Annotated in this window: 13 protein-coding genes; 4 read left to right on the top strand and 9 right to left on the bottom strand. The window is 41.2% G+C overall.

Annotation, left to right across the window (positions count from 1 at the left end; all coding sequences use genetic code 11):
- Nucleotides 1–51: 51 nt before the first annotated feature.
- On the bottom strand, nt 52–1224 hold the full coding sequence (locus U5K72_11935) for a glycosyltransferase family 2 protein (protein MDZ7719517.1): 1173 nt from the start codon (nt 1222–1224) through the stop codon (nt 52–54).
- A 68-nt stretch (nt 1225–1292) separates the two neighbouring features.
- Here U5K72_11935 and U5K72_11930 point away from each other — a divergent pair, with 68 nt between their 5' ends.
- The gene (locus U5K72_11930) at nt 1293–2354 is read left to right on the top strand and encodes a hypothetical protein (protein MDZ7719516.1); all 1062 of its coding nucleotides are present in this window, start codon (nt 1293–1295) and stop codon (nt 2352–2354) included.
- Between the two features lie 19 nt (nt 2355–2373).
- Here the strand turns inward: U5K72_11930 and U5K72_11925 are convergent, their stop codons facing one another.
- From U5K72_11925 to U5K72_11910, 4 genes are read right to left on the bottom strand one after another with little or no spacing between them, the layout of a single operon-like run.
- Complete coding sequence (locus tag U5K72_11925) at nt 2374–3315, bottom strand: L-threonylcarbamoyladenylate synthase (GenBank protein MDZ7719515.1); 942 nt, start codon at nt 3313–3315, stop codon at nt 2374–2376.
- Between the two features lie 2 nt (nt 3316–3317).
- The gene (gene mfd / locus U5K72_11920) at nt 3318–6668 is read right to left on the bottom strand and encodes a transcription-repair coupling factor (GenBank protein ID MDZ7719514.1); all 3351 of its coding nucleotides are present in this window, start codon (nt 6666–6668) and stop codon (nt 3318–3320) included.
- Between the two features lie 22 nt (nt 6669–6690).
- Complete coding sequence (locus tag U5K72_11915; GenBank protein MDZ7719513.1) at nt 6691–7689, bottom strand: VWA domain-containing protein; 999 nt, start codon at nt 7687–7689, stop codon at nt 6691–6693.
- The gene (locus U5K72_11910) at nt 7686–8618 is read right to left on the bottom strand and encodes a hypothetical protein (GenBank protein ID MDZ7719512.1); all 933 of its coding nucleotides are present in this window, start codon (nt 8616–8618) and stop codon (nt 7686–7688) included. Before U5K72_11910 ends, U5K72_11915 begins: the two co-directional genes overlap by 4 nt.
- Before the next feature lie 587 nt (nt 8619–9205).
- Here U5K72_11910 and U5K72_11905 point away from each other — a divergent pair.
- Nucleotides 9206–10474: a peptidoglycan DD-metalloendopeptidase family protein gene (locus U5K72_11905; GenBank protein MDZ7719511.1), complete on the top strand. Its 1269-nt coding sequence runs from the start codon at nt 9206–9208 to the stop codon at nt 10472–10474.
- Here the strand turns inward: U5K72_11905 and U5K72_11900 are convergent.
- Complete coding sequence (locus U5K72_11900) at nt 10471–11346, bottom strand: DUF58 domain-containing protein (protein ID MDZ7719510.1); 876 nt, start codon at nt 11344–11346, stop codon at nt 10471–10473. The genes U5K72_11905 and U5K72_11900 overlap by 4 nt on opposite strands.
- 182 nt (nt 11347–11528) lie before the next feature.
- Between U5K72_11900 and U5K72_11895 the strand changes: the two genes are divergently transcribed.
- Entirely contained in the window at nt 11529–11801 is a 273-nt protein-coding gene (locus U5K72_11895) for a hypothetical protein (protein MDZ7719509.1), read from the top strand.
- Nucleotides 11802–11953: 152 nt separating this feature from the next.
- On the top strand, nt 11954–13066 hold the full coding sequence (ald, locus tag U5K72_11890; protein MDZ7719508.1) for an alanine dehydrogenase: 1113 nt from the start codon (nt 11954–11956) through the stop codon (nt 13064–13066).
- Nucleotides 13067–13196: 130 nt separating this feature from the next.
- Here the strand turns inward: ald and U5K72_11885 are convergent, their stop codons facing one another.
- From U5K72_11885 to U5K72_11875, 3 genes are all read right to left on the bottom strand, one after another.
- Nucleotides 13197–14351, bottom strand: coding sequence for a citrate/2-methylcitrate synthase (locus U5K72_11885; GenBank protein MDZ7719507.1), 1155 nt, complete (start codon nt 14349–14351; stop codon nt 13197–13199).
- 206 nt (nt 14352–14557) lie between these two features.
- Nucleotides 14558–15322, bottom strand: coding sequence for a nucleoside triphosphate pyrophosphohydrolase (gene mazG / locus U5K72_11880; GenBank protein MDZ7719506.1), 765 nt, complete (start codon nt 15320–15322; stop codon nt 14558–14560).
- Between the two features lie 198 nt (nt 15323–15520).
- Complete coding sequence (locus tag U5K72_11875; protein ID MDZ7719505.1) at nt 15521–16798, bottom strand: asparagine synthetase B; 1278 nt, start codon at nt 16796–16798, stop codon at nt 15521–15523.
- Nucleotide 16799 lies beyond the last annotated feature (1 nt).

Raw genomic sequence — 16799 nt, 5'->3', positions numbered from 1 at the left:
TTAATATGCAACCTTAATTAATAAAAATAAACAACTTTGATAAGATTGATTTTATACCTCTCGTCCTTTCCAGGAAGTTGTTCTGCCACTATAATAATCCCTGATTTTTACAATTGCCAACACTTGAAACCAAAAAACAGCCAATGGGTGTGTAAATGCAAATAATGGATTTATTTGATACCAAAGTGAAAGGGTTAATCTTTCTAAAAGAATAACAGAGATACATGCTACAGAGAGGAAAAAAACAGCCGGATCGAAAATAAAGAACGATATGAAAAATGTAACAAAGGGGAGTACAAAAACTATCAAATGCAGAAGACCTGATGCAATGAATAAGGGAATGTTGTTATTGAATCCCAATAGAAAGTTTTTTCTCAGTCCTTCAAAAATTTCCTTTCCGTTGTGGTACATCCGGCAGGCGATGGAGCCGATACCGTTGAACATACGTAAGGTGTACCCATTCTTCTTGATGATTTTTGCGAGTTCAACATCTTCAACGACTTCTGTTTTTACAGATTTATGACCGCCTATTTTTTCATAAATATTACGCCTGAAGGCAAGACATTGTCCGCAAGCGGCTGCAAATTTAGGTGCCATTTTTTTTCTAAGCTTTTTTGGCATCCAGCGCGGGTTTCGGTATACATAAATAGAGGGAAGAAGGGTAAACAGTGTATAAAATATGACTGGTATTACGGTCTGTTCCCAAAATGTAACCAGTTTTTGACGGGGCCACACTGTGAGCATATCCAATCTGTAGTGATTCATTGAATACACTGTATGTTCCAGGAAATGTGGTTCTACCTCAGTGTCGGCATCGAGGAATACAAGAAGCTCTCCGTCTGACTTTTTTGCCAACTGATGACAAGCCCAGGGTTTACCCAGCCAATCATCGGGTTTCTCTTTACCGCGGCGGACGAAAAATCTATCAGGATACTTTTTTTGATAAGAGTCAGCAATTTCGAACGTCCGGTCTGTGGATTGATCATCCAAAACATGTACATCATAATTTAACCATGTTTGATTTTCGAGAGATGAGAGTAAGTTCCCAACGGTTTCCTCTTCATTTCTGGCGGGAATACAGACAGAAACCTTAGATTTATCGCCGGATGCTGGAGATGCTGAGAGTGGCGTCAGTTCAAACCGATTTCGAATAAAAATCAATGAAGTAACAAGCAGATAAAATAAAGCGAAAAAGAGAAGCCAGGTTATTATTTGTAATGCCATGGTATAGTAGTTAAAATATCATATACGGTACAGAACGAAACCGGTACATTTACCATTCTTTTTTTGCTATGAATATAATATCGAATTACTCAAAGGATACGAAAACAGAAAAAAAGGTACCTGGTAGTTATGAATGGTGGTATTTTGATGCCCAATCATCAGACGGGTATAAATTTGTAATCATATTTTATGAAGGCAATCCATTTTCGCGAAGATATATACTCGCTCAGGAAAATGATTCTTCAGTAGTAGCTGAACAATATCCGGCAATAAGTATCTCAGTTTATAAAGATGATAAGCCAATCTACTATTCATTCACAGAGACAAATTTTCAAGCAGCGAAATTTTCCAGTGAACTGCCGAAAGGGAATGTTGGAAAAAATCAGTTTGAAAGTAGTAAGAATCAGACTCGGCTTGAATATTATATTCATCTAAATCAAACTCTTTCAAATGGTGATTCAATCAAGGCAAATTTGATTTTTAGTGCCGATCAGGAGTCTCAACCATTCTACCCTTCATCCGAGAAGCATAGCGAAAATCATGAGTGGAATCTTGTGATGCCATCAAGCTATGTAAAAGGAGATATTCATCTTTCCGGTTATTATAAAGAAGATATCGAGTTTAAGGGGCTCGGATATCATGATCATAATGTAGGTTTTGAGCCAATGAAAGAGAGTTTTAAGGAGTGGTATTGGGGGCGTTATCATCTGGAAAACTCAACCTTTGTCTATTATTTGATGAATAAAAAAGATAAATGGGAGAAAAAGGCATGGCTGATTGATAAAAGAGGGGAGATCGTACGATGTAATGATGTTCGGATGTCGAATCACGGTTTATCCATTTTTGGACTCAGGACTGCACGTGTCATTCAGGCTCAATCGAAGGGTTCTGAACTCTATGTTCAATTAGATGAAACACTGGACAGTGGTCCTTTCTATCAACGATTTGGCGGACGATTGCTGATGAAATCTACTGAAGGTGTTCAAGAATCCAGGGGAATATCAGAATATATTAAACCGGAAAGAATTTATGACAAGAAGTACTGGCCGATAGTCAATATGAGAATTGCATATCCGGATGAGCAACACTGGGTACAGAAAAGTCCGGTTTTGTATCGCTGGACATGGTAAAATTAACTTCAGCAGATGTTCAGGAGCTTACAGCCCGTTCAATCCTGTCTTTGAGAGCGGGGATTATATGGTGAATTTTATCTTCTTCAAACGGTTCAATAAAGATCGTTTTACAACCAAGATGATCGGCCGTTCGAAAATGATCATATAGATCTCGGGCAAGGGATGAATAATCCTTATTGTACGAGTAAATATTATTAAGATTGGATGATTCAATCTCGTTAGAATGGAGAAGAATATAACTCTCTGAATTATTGATTTCTGAAATGGGATGATCTAACCAACGCACCGATGCCCTGGGTTTATAATGCGTGAATCGGGTACCGGGACTTTTCTTACCTGAAGTTTTATCAGTCGCATCTAACATATTTACTTTTTTTCCAAGCACCTTTTCAATCATTTTTGCATCGATAAATCCGGGACGCAAAATCGTTATTGAATCACTGCTTAAATCAAGTACAGTGGATTCCAGCCCCAGTTTGGATGAGCCACCATCAAGAATAGGCAGGTCCGGCCCAAAATCCTCAACGATATGTTTGGGGTTTGTTGGACTGGGTCTGCCTGATTTATTAGCACTCGGAGCCGTTAACGGGCCGGTTTGTTTGATGAGAGAGAGTGTCAATGAATGATCCGGCATACGCACAGCTACTGTATCTAAGCCGCCGGTAACGATATCGGGAACGCTGTTTTTCTTTTTCAGAACCATGCTTATGGGTCCCGGCCAAAAATGATCGGCCAGTTTCTGCAGGTCATCCGGAATTTCAATAACGAGATTTTTCAACTGTTCCAACTCAGAGATGTGAACAATTAAGGGATTGTCAGCAGGGCGCTCTTTTTGGTCAAATATTTTTTTTATGGCGTTTACATTAAACGCATCGGCAGCCAGCCCGTAGACAGTTTCGGTAGGGATTGCAACGGTCTCTCCTTTATTGATTAATTCCGCAGCTTTTTTGAGAGTCACGTTCATGCCGGTTCCGTTTCAGCAACTTTTGTGTTTCGAAGCGTTTTCAGATATTCAATCGCCTCATCAACATCAGCAATATTTGATATGACAAATGTAACTGCATCATTCTTTTGAACAACCTGGTACGGGTAGGACTCAAGACTTTGGATTTTTTTCATTGTGTTTTGGAAATGTCCCTCATCGTAAAAATGTTCCCCGAGATTACTTTTGTTTTTAGGACAGAGCAGCCACATTCTGTCCGACCGAACAGTTACTTTTTTGAAAAATAACCGTGATGCAAGTAACTTAATTTTTGCAGCTTTCATCAGGTTTAAACCGCTGTCGGGCACCTCACCAAACCGATCCTCCAGTTCATCTTTCCACTCATCAATCTGTTCAAGATTTTCAACCTCAGAGAGCTTCCGGTAGAGGTTCAGCCGCTCGACACTGTCTTGCACATAAGAGTTTTTGAGATAGGCAGAAAGGTCGAATTCCACTTTAGTATCAGGGTAATCTACTTGTTTTTCTTCGTTCTTGAAGAGTGCACTGTATTCTGTTTCTTTCAGTTCGCGAACTGCATCATCCAGGATTTTAGTGTAGAGTTCAAAACCAATATCCGAGATATAGCCACTTTGCTCAGCCCCCAAAATATCACCTGCGCCGCGAATATCGAGATCTCTCATGGCAATGTTAAAGCCCGATCCCAAATCTGAAAATTCCTCGAGTGCGGTCAGGCGTTTTCGAGCTTCCGGCGAGAGAGTATTCACAGGAGGTGTAATTAAATAGCAATATGCTTTTCGGTTAGACCGCCCCACACGTCCTCTTAACTGGTGTAGTTCAGACAGTCCAAAATTATTTGCATTGTTGATAATCATGGTATTTGCATTAGAAATATCAATTCCATTTTCAACAATATTGGTGGAAACGAGTACATCGAATTTGTTGAGATAAAAGTCTTGTATAATCTTTTCGAGCTTTTTTCCTGACATCTGCCCATGAGCAAATCGAACGCGAATATCGGGTACAAGTTCACGAATCATCCCGGCTACTTCTTCGATATTTTTCACTCGGTTATGAATAAAAAAGATCTGGCCGCCACGGGAAACTTCCTGCCCAATGGCATCGCGAATCAAAGACTCATCAAAACTGTGAATTTCGGTGTATACAGGCTGCCGGTTTTGGGGAGGAGTATTAATGATACTCAGGTCCCGTGCCCCCATCAGGGAGAACTGCAGTGTTCTTGGGATTGGTGTAGCTGTAAGAGTCAGCACATCAACCGTAGCCCTGAACTCTTTTAACTTTTCTTTTACTGATACACCAAACCGCTGCTCTTCGTCAATCACCATCAACCCGAGATTCTTAAATTTCACATCTTTCGATACAATTCGATGTGTTCCGATCAGGATATCCGTTTTACCCTCTTTCAGATCTTTGATAATCTGCTTCTGTTCGGCCCTGGTTCTGAATCTCGATATGACTTCTACGTTAACCGGAAACTCCTCCATTCGTTTGCTGAATGTTTTGAAGTGCTGATCGGCCAAAATAGTTGTGGGAACCAGTACGGCTACCTGTTTCTGATCCATTACCGCTTTAAAAGCGGCGCGGATGGCAACCTCTGTTTTGCCAAATCCAACGTCGCCGCAGATCAGGCGATCCATCGGCTGTGAAGATTCCATATCATTTTTTACAGCATTGATAGCGTCCATCTGATCGGGTGTTTCCTCGAATTCAAAACGCGCCTCCATCTCGGTTTGCCAGGCGTTATCAGCAGAAAATTCAAAAGCATCTTGTGCCTTTCTTTTGGCATAGAGTTCAATCAGATCTTTCGCAATATCTTTTACTTTCTTCTTCGTACTGGCCTTTTTGCGGGCCCATTCGCCAGAACCAAGTTTTGTGATGCGGGGAACTTTGCCTTCCTTACCGGAATATTTCTGAAGCTTGTGCAGGCTGGAAACATTTACATAAAGAATAGAATCTTCCTTGTATCTCAGAACGGCAGCTTCCTGTACGGCACCGCGAACTTTAATCTTTTTGAATCCCGCAAATTTACCGATACCGTAATCAACGTGGACAACATAATCGCCAATATTCAGGTCTTTTAGCTCCTTAAAAGAGATACCGCCGCGTACTCGTTTTCGTTTGATTCGAGGCCGGTGATACCGATTAAAAATCTGGTGATCAGTGAGAATGGCAAGTTTATTCTCAGGAAGCAGAAACCCTTCCTGGAGATTCTGAATAAGTACACTGTATTGAAAATCATCTCCCGGTTCACCTAAAATATTTTCAAACCGGTCTTTCTGATTATCATGATCAGTGAGAATGTATGTATGAACTTGTTTTTGTGTTTGCCCGGCTATAAACTCCCGAAGCAGCTTGAAACTTCCATTGAATGAAGGGTGAGGTGACGCATTTAACGTGATCGTTTCGTCGGCCTGAATATTTTTATTAAATGATCCAAGCAGAATCATGCCAAAATTCTGGACAGTATGATCCCATTCATCAACCGTCAGATATTCAGATGATGGCTTTGAATGCGTTTCTTGATCAATGCTCTCATAAATTTCAGTTGCCTTCTCAAAATGTTCCTGGATCTCTTCACGAATCAGGTCAGAATCTTCTGCTGCAATAAATGTATTTACCGGCAGATACGACATCAGGCTGTCTTTCTCACCAGTTTCAGAAGAAGATGCATTTGGAACCAGCCGGGTTTCATTCAGGAAAGAGATCGAACGCTGGGAATCGGGATCAAACTCTCGAAGTGAGTCGATCTCATCACCAAAAAACTCAAGCCGAACGGGATATTCACCCGAAAACGGAAATACATCAAATATACCCCCGCGGATTGCATATTCACCGGGAGCATCCACAAACCGGGTCGCTCGATACCCCTGATCCGCAAGCTTTTCGGAAAGTTCGTTTGGCGGATATTCATCGCCTTTCTGAAGATGAATGGACGACTCGTAAAACTGATTTGCGGGAACAAGTTTCTCCGTAATCGCATCGACCGATGCAATGATCGTTAATGAAGGTTTTTCATTCAGCATTTCCAGTACTTCTGAACGCTGAACCATAATCGACATATCCACCACTTTTTCCTCATCGTAAGGCTTATTTCTGGTGGGTGGAAACAGGTAGATATTCGAGACTCCCATCTCTTCAAAATCGGACGCAACGGATGCGGCTTTTTCAAAATCTTTTGCAATATACAGAACTGTATTTTCTTCTGTTTGAAGATCGGAAAGAAGGAAATTTGCTGAAGACCCGGTAAACCCCTTCCATTCAAGGATACTTTTCTGTTGTAATCGTTCAGCTATTTTTGAGGAGTTTATCCCCATATTTTGCTGAATTGCGGATGTTACCTGTTTAATCATTTCTTTTTACAATTCTTAGAACTCAGGAGTAGAATAATGGAGACCGTGTATAGAATCGTTCATTTAAAAAACCTACTAATAAAAGCAGGAGTCCGGATCCAAGATACCAGGGGTACAGATCTTCACGGTCGATATATATAATCTCTTCAATTTCTGATTGTTCGAGTCTGTCAATTTCATCGTAGATTGCAATTAGTTCTTGCAGATCTGTTGCCCTGTAATACTGTCCGCCGGTTTGATTGGCCACTTGGGTAAGCATCTCTTCATCAATATTTACCTCCACATTTTGATATCGCCGGCCAAAAACCGGGTCATCAACAGGGTAGGGGGCTGTTCCCCTTGTTCCGATACCGAGCGTATAAATTCTTATTCCAAACGTGGCTGCCATCTCCCCGGCTGTAATCGGATCGATCTCCCCGGCGTTGTTCATACCATCCGTCAGCAGGATGATGACCTTACTTTCAGCCTCACTGTCCCTCAGCCTGTTGATTGACGTGGCAATGCCCATGCCTATAGCTGTACCGTCCCGAACAGTTCCTACGTCAATGGTTTCAAGCATATTATTAACCAGGTCATGATCGAGAGTTGGCGGAACTACCGTAAAACTTTCCCGGGCAAAAACATTAATGCCAATTCTGTCTGAAATTCGCTCCTTGATAAAATCAGATGCAACAGATTTTGCCGCTGATAAACGGTTTGGAGAAATATCCTCAGCAAGCATAGACGATGAAATATCGATACTCATTATGATATCAATACCCTCGGCATTTCTCTCAACGGTAGAGTTTTCTAACTGCGGACGAGCCAAAGCCACCACAAACAGGGAATATGCTGCGATGTAAAGAATTGGCGTTAACCACAAAAGATAAGCGCGATAGTTTCCCGGAAGATCTTTTAAAAAATTGGTCGATGAAAAGGTGAGAGACGGATCATTTTTTGTAAGTACAAACCAAACCTTATACCCAATGTAGATCGGGATTAAAATCAACAGCCAAAAAAATTCAGGATTTGCCCAGGTCATGTCGGCTGATCGGTTGTTTGTATAATATTATCTTTTCGAATTCCATGCTCTACTTCGTACTTGTATTTCATGTATTTGATCTGCTCATAGTTTACAACTTCGGCCGTCTCAATAAATGTTTCTGCAGTCTCCAGGGCAGATCTGGCACCCTTAGTTCCGGGATTGAAGTTGGCAAATTTTACAATGTCTGCTTCATTCAACACTTTTCGGGTGATGGAAATAAGTTTTGGAGGAGCAAGTTCTTCCTGTAGAGTAAGAGTGATTTCCGATGTTGTCATTTCCAGGGCCTGGAACTCGTACACTCGCTTTATATAAAGACGGATTGCATCTCCAAGATCAATATAAAACTGCTCAAATTGTTCTTCTGTTTCCAGGCTATCAACGTTTGGAAGATTAGAAATAGTCTCTTTGAGTTCATCAAGAGGGCTCGAAAACGGAGGAGGAGGTGCAGGTTCTTCGGTTTCAATTTCTTCAGGAATTTCGCGATTGGTATAAAACCGGTAGAAATAATAGCCGGCTATCAGCAGGGCAATCACCCCAAGAATCCAGGGCCACCAATTCCTGGCAAAATCAAAAATCGGTTTCATGGGCCGGAATTCATCGTCTTCAGCGGCCAGTGAAGTTTTGAAGAAAAGGGGGACAGGCGCTGTGGTGTAAGTGGTATCCTTCTCCTCCGTCTGCACGGCGATCTCTTTCTCGCTGATCGTTAAATTTTCAATTGCAAAAAACTGAAGGTTGTAAACAATACTGTCTCTTCCTGCCGGAGATTGATATCTCTGAATGGAATTAACGGACAGATCTTCTTCAAAATCTTCATCGCCGGGAAACTGAATAGTGTTGTAATTTCCCTCAAAAACAATGGTGTAGGTGAACTCATCGCCAACCTGCAGAGAATCACTGCCCACATAGGTGTGAACTTGTTGAGCCACAGCGGAAACAGAATAGCACAGGAAAGAGATTAGCAGAACAGTAAAACTTGCCGGTTTCACGTAGATTATTGAGATTCAGTTTATACTTAAAAAATTATAAGTGCATAAGATAACGAATGCATGAACGAAAGTGGAAACAGTTTATTTAATCCATCACGTCTGTCCAAAACGTTTCTCCCTGATCAGCGAATGCGTAGTACTTATTTAGCGCGAAAAAACGCTCGGTTCAAGACCATTCATCGTTTCGCCCTCTTCCCCAACCCCACTCCCGCGGGAGAGGGGCGAAGGGGTGAGGGTGACACACCGGTTTTACAGTGATTCGATTTTTATCTACAGATCGCCAAACAGATACAATGCTGATCAATATGATTAGGTGTTAGAAAACCTCAATTCAGGGGTTTGGTTTTGTTATCTTATAAATACCTTCTCTCAGAGATAAAAAAGACAGATTTCTTCTCATTCTTTAAAATGTCTTGGACAGCTATGTTAATCCATCTATTTGGGCGATTGAATTATGAATAAAAACCGATTTACCTTATTTTTAAAAGAACCATTTGCAGCCAGGCCCTCCAAAAATAAATTGTTGTATGTCGAAAAAACTTTTTGCTCTCATTTTTCTTTTTTGTGTATCAATCTTCTTGATCATAAAATGGAGCAGTAATACAATATACTTTCCTGAAAAAGAATCCGTAACAATTCAAAATCTCAGTGAGATACCTCCTGCACCGGAAGTTGATGAATATGGTGTAAAAACCGCTGATCTTGAAATTTTGGATGATAAAATCAACCGAAATGAGTCTCTCTATATCATTTTAAACAGACAGGGAGTATCACCGGAGAAAATTCACGAAATTCAGCAGGAGGCGAAAGGTATTGTCAGGCTCAACCGAATGATTCCCGGTCAGAAATATCGATTATACAGAGATGATTCGGGAGTATTTGCATTTGTATGGCATCAATCGGCCACAGAGTATACAACCTTTAATTGGAAGGATGGTGTTACAATTGAAAATGGCTCTATTCCTGTAGAAACAGTGGTTCGAACAGTAAGCGGAACCATTCAAAGTTCATTGGCCAGCTCTTTGATGGAACAAGAGGTTTCGCAACGATTGGTAGTAGAACTGGCGAATATTTATGCCTGGACGGTTGATTTCTACGCACTTCAAATGGGAGATCAGTTTAAGGCCGTGTATGAAGATCGTTATGTGAACGGTGAATATATCGGGATAGGAAAAGTTCGTGCAGCAGAATTTATCCACCGGGGAAAGGAGCTGCGGGCCTATTATTATAATTACGGAGAAGACAGCGGATATTATGATCCGGAGGGGAACAGCATGCGCCGTGAAATGATGCGTGTGCCTTTTGAATATAATCCGAGAATCAGTTCAAGCTTTTCAAGAAATCGTTATCATCCTATTCTTAAACGCAACCGGCCTCATTATGGAACGGACTACGCTGCTCCCTCAGGCACTCCAATTTTAGCTGCAGGTGATGGTGTTGTAACGGAAGCTCAGCGAAGGGGCGGGAACGGAAATATTGTTCAAATTAAACACAATAGTGTTTACAAAACGGCCTATTTACATATGAGCCGGTTTGCGAGAGGAATACGTGCTGGTTCATCGGTCAGGCAAGGGCAAGTGATTGGATATGTGGGGCAAACTGGTTTGGCAACAGGTCCTCATCTCTGCTACAGGCTCTATAAACACGGATCTCCTGTAAATTCTGTAACGTATGATTTTCCACCGTCTGAAGGACTTCAGGATGTCTACATGGAGGAGTTTAAAATGAAAGCAAAGCGTTTAGACAATATGCTCGATTCCGTTTCAGAATCGGATGATCTGGCGATGATAAATTAAAATCTGCTGATTCGTCGCTGGAAAAAGTTGATAAGCGGCTTGATGTAAGATCTGTTTGTGTACACATCGATGGAATCCATCTTGTTTTTAAGGAAGTATTCCTGAAGCGATTTTTTTCTCTCCCGAACTCTCTCTCTGTATGCTTCACGTACTTTTTTGCTGGAGGTATCCACGAGCGATTCTTTACCCGTTTCTGCATCTCTGAATGGAACAATACCAATATCCGGAAGATCTTCTTCAAGCTTATCATTAATTACCAGGTTCACAAGATCGTGTTTTTGAGTGGTAATTCTGTGCTGTTTCTCGAAGTTTTGATCCTGGAAATCGGAAGCCAGTACCAGGATTGCCCGGCGATTGAGTAACCTGTTAACATATGAAAGAGCCTCGGCAATGTTCGTTGAGGTTCCTTCAGGTTCGGTTGTATACAATTCACGAATCAGCCGAAGAACATGAGTACGCCCCTTTTTGGGCGGAACCACTTTTTCTATTTGATCCGTAAAAAGAACCAAACCAACTTTATCGCCATTTTTGATGGCACTGAACGCCAATACCGCACAGATTTCAATGGCTAATTCCATTTTAGTTTGAGAATGGCTGCCAAAAAATCCACTGGGTGAGATATCCACACAGAGCATCAGGGTTTGCTCTCGCTCCTCCTCAAACACTTTAATATAGGGTTCCGAACTTCGGGCGGTTACATTCCAGTCGATCTGGCGTACATCATCACCAAATGTATATTTACGAACTTCCGAAAATTCCATTCCTCGCCCCTTAAAAGCCGATTGGTATTCGCCGCTGAATATATTATTCACCAATCCTTTGGTGTGAATTTCGAGCTTGCGGATTTTCGATAATATTTCTTTTGAAATCATAATAGTTCAATAGGTTCAGATAATACCATCTTCTTTAGTTGAACTCAAAATAAAGAGATGAAATATCAGATTAAATGTCCGGATTCTTAACAATAGCTTAATAGTTAGGTAACCTTTCCATAAGCTAAATTGATGATTGTTATAACGTAAAGAAACTCAAATCTGGTTTATAATTTTTCTTCATGTTAATAGGCAAAGGATTCAATAAAAAGTGTGAAGATATACTCAGAGAAGCCGCGGAGATCAGTGATTTTGAACCTGGATATACCATATCGGTTGAAGAGCTCAATAAAAACCTGGGATTCGGGAGGAAAGAGATTCGCTATTACTTTGAATATATGAACGACCAAAAACTGATTGAACTTACCACCATCGGGGGACCTTTTCTATACGGCCATATGACTTTGACTGATAAGGGAGTTGCAAAAATAAAAGCTCTGAATAATAAAAAATAGATTTCAAAGTAACGGTATTCCGGAGACAGGTTGCGAATAGCCGGGTTTAATCCGTCCTCGAACCAAGGAAATATAAAACTGAGTTCTAATTTTTTAGCCTAAACTTTGCTACCTTTTATGTATAAAATTATCATCAAATCAAGGTAATAAATATGGTTATTGGAGTTCCAAAAGAGATCAAATCACAAGAAAACAGGGTGTCAATTCAACCGGCGGGTGTTCTTCAATTGAAGAGGCAAGGCCACAAAGTTTTGATTGAAAAAGATGCAGGGCTTGGCAGCGGATTTACTAACGCGATGTACAAAGAGAGAGGAGCAGAAATAGTAGGTGATGTTGAAGAAGTCTGGGAACAGTCGGAGATGATTATGAAAGTGAAAGAACCGATTGCTGTTGAATATCCCAGGATGAGAGAGGGACAGATCATCTTTACCTATTTTCATTTTGCCGCGAGCCGGGAATTGACCGAAGCTGTAAAGGATTCCGGAGTGGTTGCTATTGCGTACGAAACAGTAGAGAAGGAAGATGGCTCACTTCCTCTTTTGATTCCTATGAGTGAGGTGGCCGGACGAATGGCAGCGCAGGAAGGTGGCAAGTATCTTGAAAAATCAAGTGGAGGAAGAGGGATTCTGATGGGGGGAATTCCAGGTGTACAGGCGGCTAATGTAATTGTTCTTGGTGGCGGAATTGTAGGAGTAAACGCGGCAAAAATTGCAGCGGGCATGGGAGCCAATACAACCATTTTGGATATCAACGTTCAAAAACTTCGGTACCTGGATGATGTGATGCCCAAAAACGTCCGAACACTCTTCTCTACAGAAGGAAATATTCGAAATCTACTTGGAAATACCGATTTGATTATTGGTGCCGTTCTTATTCCGGGCGCAAAAGCTCCATATTTGATTCGAAAAGATATGCTTGGACTGATGAGACCCGGAACAGTTATGGTGGATGTGGCCATTGACCAGGGTGGCTGCTTTGAAACATCCAAACCCACAACTCATGATGATCCGATCTATATTATCGATGATGTTGTTCATTACTGTGTGGCAAATATGCCGGGTGCAGTTCCATATACATCAACAATGGGGCTGACAAATGTTACGCTGCCGTATGCTGTACAGATCGCGAATAAAGGCTGGAAACAAGCGCTGAGCGATGATTCTGAACTTCGAAAAGGTCTGAATATAGTAGATGGAAAAGTTGTGTACGAAGACGTTGCAGAAGCGTTTGATATGAGCTACACGCCTGTTGAGGAGCTCCTGTAATCCTCTTTTTAAAAAAAGGTAACAGTGGGAGATTCCATTTTAAATGAAAGGCGAGAATCCTCTTACGTCTAAAAAATAAAAAAGCCCTGAATGATTCGATCAAACAGGGCTTTTTTAGAATTACGACTTTTTACCTCTCTTCAACCGGTACCCAATCCAAATTTTTCTCACCTACATAAAGAGCTCTTGGCCGAATCAATCGGTTGTTGGCTTTTTGCTCAAAGAAGTGAGCTGTCCAACCGGAAATTCGGCTCATCGTAAATATACAGGTGTAAAGATCCGGCTGAATTCCAATGGAGTAGTACACGGAGGCTGAGAAGAAATCTACATTCGGGTCAATATTTTTGTCTTCTTTCATCGTTTTTACCATCGCTTCAGACCACTCGTAGAGATACTCGTGTCCGGTTTCTTCAGAAAGTTCTTTCGACATTTTTCGAAGGTGAACAGCACGCGGGTCAAAGGTTTTGTACACCCTGTGGCCAAAGCCCATGATCTTCTCTTTCTTGTTGAGTTTCTCTTTCGTGAAAGCAACAGGATCAGCGTCTTTACCTTTGGTTTCTTTCAGGTCGAGCAGCATGTTCATAACGGCAGTGTTGGCTCCTCCGTGCAGAGGGCCTTTTAGTGCTCCAATAGCACCGGTCACGGCAGAGAACATATCCGATTCTGTAGCGCAGATCGTTCGGCAGGTAAAGGTGGAAGCGTTCATCCCGTGTTCAGCATGAAGCACTAAACAGAGATTCATTGTTTTCTCAGCGGCCTGCCCCGGTTTTTCTCCATTCAGCATATAGAGAAAGTTAAAAGCTGTACTTCCCTCATCAAGAGGCGGTACAATATCTTTCCCATTCCGAACGCGATCAAAAGCGGCAATAATTGTTGGAATTTGAGCGGTCACCGCTATTGCATGTTCAGTATCGTTGGAATCTTCCTGGAAATCCGCAAGCATGGAAACCGCCGTTCTGAGAACTGCCATCGGTTCGGCATCTTTTCTTGTGTTTTTAATATAATCCAGTACCGGCTCAGGCAACTCTCTTTCACTTCGAAAATTTTTGTGCAACTCGTCTAACTCTTCTTGATTAGGAAGTCGATCATTCCAAAGCAGGAAACAGACTTCCTCAAAGGTGGCATTTTCTGCAAGTGTATCAATATGATACCCGGCATAAATAAGGTCGCCCGACTGCCCGTCAATAAAACTTTTTGTTGTTGAGAAGGCAACAATACCTGCAAGTCCTTTATTTATATGAGGGTATTGTTCCAGGTCAATATTATCTAAGTTTTGCTCCGCCATTATATTATCTATAGTCTTTTTTAGTTTTGATATCTTTGTTATTCATTTTTTTGAAACAAGCTTTTCCAGCTCTATCCAGAAAAAAAGAGAGAATTAAATAAATTCTGCTTTTGCAGGTTTGTTACTTTATCCAAACAAAATACAAAAGAGCACACGATAATAGAAGTATTAACGCGTCTGTAAACTTATTTAACAAACAGAATAAATTATAGTTTAGTTTTAGACTCTTCCCAATATTTATCCATCTCTTCGAGGTTTGAGTCTGTGATAGACTTTCCCTGTTCGCTAAGTTTTTTTTCGATATATCTAAATCGGTCGTTAAACTTTTTATTTGCCATTCGTAGTGAATCTTCTGCATTCAAATCCAGGAGCCGTCCAACATTTACGAGGCTAAAAAGAAGATCTCCAAACTCTTCACGCTGATCTTTTTTCGATTGATTGTCAACGGCGTGGCGCCATTCATCAAGCTCTTCATCCAGTTTTTTCCATGCAAGTTGCCACTCCGCCCAGTCGAATCCAACATTTCCGGCTTTCTCCTGCATCCGCTGGGCTCGTATCAGTCCAGGCAGATGCTTAGGTACACCATCTAACACTGATTCTTTTCCTTCTTTCAGTTTGATAGACTCCCAGTTTGAAGCCACATCTTTATCATCATCTACTTCAACATCATCAAATACATGGGGATGTCGCCGGATTAGCTTTTCTGATATTCTGTAGATTACATCATCAATTGTAAATGAATCTGTTTCTGAGGCCATCTTGCTGTGAAAAACCACATGGAGAAGAAGATCACCGAGCTCTTTTGAGAGTTCATCATAGTTCTCTTCGTCAATCGTTTCAACGGCTTCGTATGCTTCTTCAATCAGATTGTCTTTTATGGAATGATGGGTCTGTTTTCGATCCCAGGGACACTCTTTGCGCAGGATGGATACCAGTTCAACAAAATCTTCAAACTTATCGGATGGCTTCATTTCAGTGGTCAGTTAGCAGTAAACAGTTGACAATTTCTGTTTTAAGTCGATTTGAATGTAAAAATTTAAAATCTGAAATAGATACCAGATTCATTGATTTTTTTGAACCTAATATACATATACCGAGAAAATTAAAATCGAGTGATTCATCTTGCCTACTGCCTACTGCCTACTGCCTACTGTCAACTGATCACAAAACTACGTTTGTTTTTTCTTTTTCTCTGCAGCCGGGAATAGAATATTGTTTAAAATCAGGCGATAACCGGGACTGTTTGTATGGAGGCTGAGATCGGTGGGAGGATCACCAACTCGGTGTGTGTAATCTTCAGGATCATGACCGGCGTAAAATGTAAACGTGCCTCGCCCAATATTCCCATGAATGTATTTTACCTGGTTTCGTCCGGGCGATTCAGCTAAGATTACCACACTGCTCTTAACTTTGTCTTTCTGGAATGCAGTAGCCTGTCCATAAAACCCGCGAAGACTGCTAACATGATTTTGTGTAAGCATGGTGGGTACGGGATCCCATTTGGCTGAAAAATCAAACAGAGTAAAGTAGTCAAGGCTTTCACTGATTCTGTTTAAGTCCACTTCAATATCAATATCAGAATGTTCATAAACGTAAGGATCGGTAATCATCTCAAAATTTTCGAATGCAAAAGTGTTTTCGAAATTAAGTTTTTCATTCACATTCGGATCAATAGGATCACCATCCATCGGGGTGGGAAGTGGATCAAGATTTTCGCTGGCCAGTGCCATATCAAAAGTATCTGTTGCAGAACACATCGCAAACATAAAACCGCCTTGCATTACAAAATCCCGGATTTGATGAACGACCTCTAACTTTAACTGGCTTACTTTTCCAAAACCTAACTCCCGTGCTAACTTTTCCTGCTCGCGTACACTTGCAATATACCACGGTTGGGAACGATAGATTGCCCAAAATTTTCCATGTTGGCCCGTAAAATCTTCGTGATGAAGATGCAGCCAGTCATATTCTTCCAGGGCACCGCTTAACACTTCAGTATCATAAACCTTATCGTAGGGAATTTCTGCGTAATCAAGAGCCAGAGTTACCGCATCATCCCACGGCAGGGCATCTGGTGGAGTGTATACAGCTATTTTTGGTGATTTCTCAAGGTTAATGGCCGCCATATTAACATTCGGTTGCTCCACATCCGATATAATGGAAGCTGCTTCAGACTCTGAAATGGTTTCTACATGTACATTTTTCAGACGGCTTTTTCGAACAATATCATTTGATTGCGTTGTTAAAAAACTGCCGCCGCGAAAGTTCAGTAACCACATTCCGGATTCACCTGCATCGATATGATTGAATATTACACCATACGCTTTCAGGTGATTGGTCTGCGAGCCATCCATTGGGATTAGAACTCGTTGAGCATTGCTTAGATCAGCCACGCTGAGGCTCACAAAAGTGATTAAAAGAAATTTCAAAAAACGTTTACAGATCATG

It is taken from the genome of Balneolaceae bacterium (genome assembly GCA_034521495.1).
Lineage (GTDB): Bacteria > Bacteroidota > Rhodothermia > Balneolales > Balneolaceae > Rhodohalobacter.
Note: the sequence above shows the minus strand (reverse complement) of the source record. Positions and strands in the feature narration are given on the sequence as shown.

Coding starts and splice junctions, on each gene's coding strand:
- mfd (MDZ7719514.1), bottom strand. CDS start 6,668: ATGATTAAACAGGTAACATCCGCAATTCAGCAAAATATGGGGATAAAC.
- U5K72_11885 (MDZ7719507.1), bottom strand. CDS start 14,351: ATGGCGGAGCAAAACTTAGATAATATTGACCTGGAACAATACCCTCAT.
- U5K72_11900 (MDZ7719510.1), bottom strand. CDS start 11,346: ATGATTTCAAAAGAAATATTATCGAAAATCCGCAAGCTCGAAATTCAC.
- U5K72_11915 (MDZ7719513.1), bottom strand. CDS start 7,689: ATGACCTGGGCAAATCCTGAATTTTTTTGGCTGTTGATTTTAATCCCG.
- U5K72_11930 (MDZ7719516.1), top strand. CDS start 1,293: ATGAATATAATATCGAATTACTCAAAGGATACGAAAACAGAAAAAAAG.
- U5K72_11875 (MDZ7719505.1), bottom strand. CDS start 16,798: ATGATCTGTAAACGTTTTTTGAAATTTCTTTTAATCACTTTTGTGAGC.
- U5K72_11935 (MDZ7719517.1), bottom strand. CDS start 1,224: ATGGCATTACAAATAATAACCTGGCTTCTCTTTTTCGCTTTATTTTAT.
- ald (MDZ7719508.1), top strand. CDS start 11,954: ATGGTTATTGGAGTTCCAAAAGAGATCAAATCACAAGAAAACAGGGTG.
- mazG (MDZ7719506.1), bottom strand. CDS start 15,322: ATGAAGCCATCCGATAAGTTTGAAGATTTTGTTGAACTGGTATCCATC.
- U5K72_11895 (MDZ7719509.1), top strand. CDS start 11,529: ATGTTAATAGGCAAAGGATTCAATAAAAAGTGTGAAGATATACTCAGA.
- U5K72_11905 (MDZ7719511.1), top strand. CDS start 9,206: ATGTCGAAAAAACTTTTTGCTCTCATTTTTCTTTTTTGTGTATCAATC.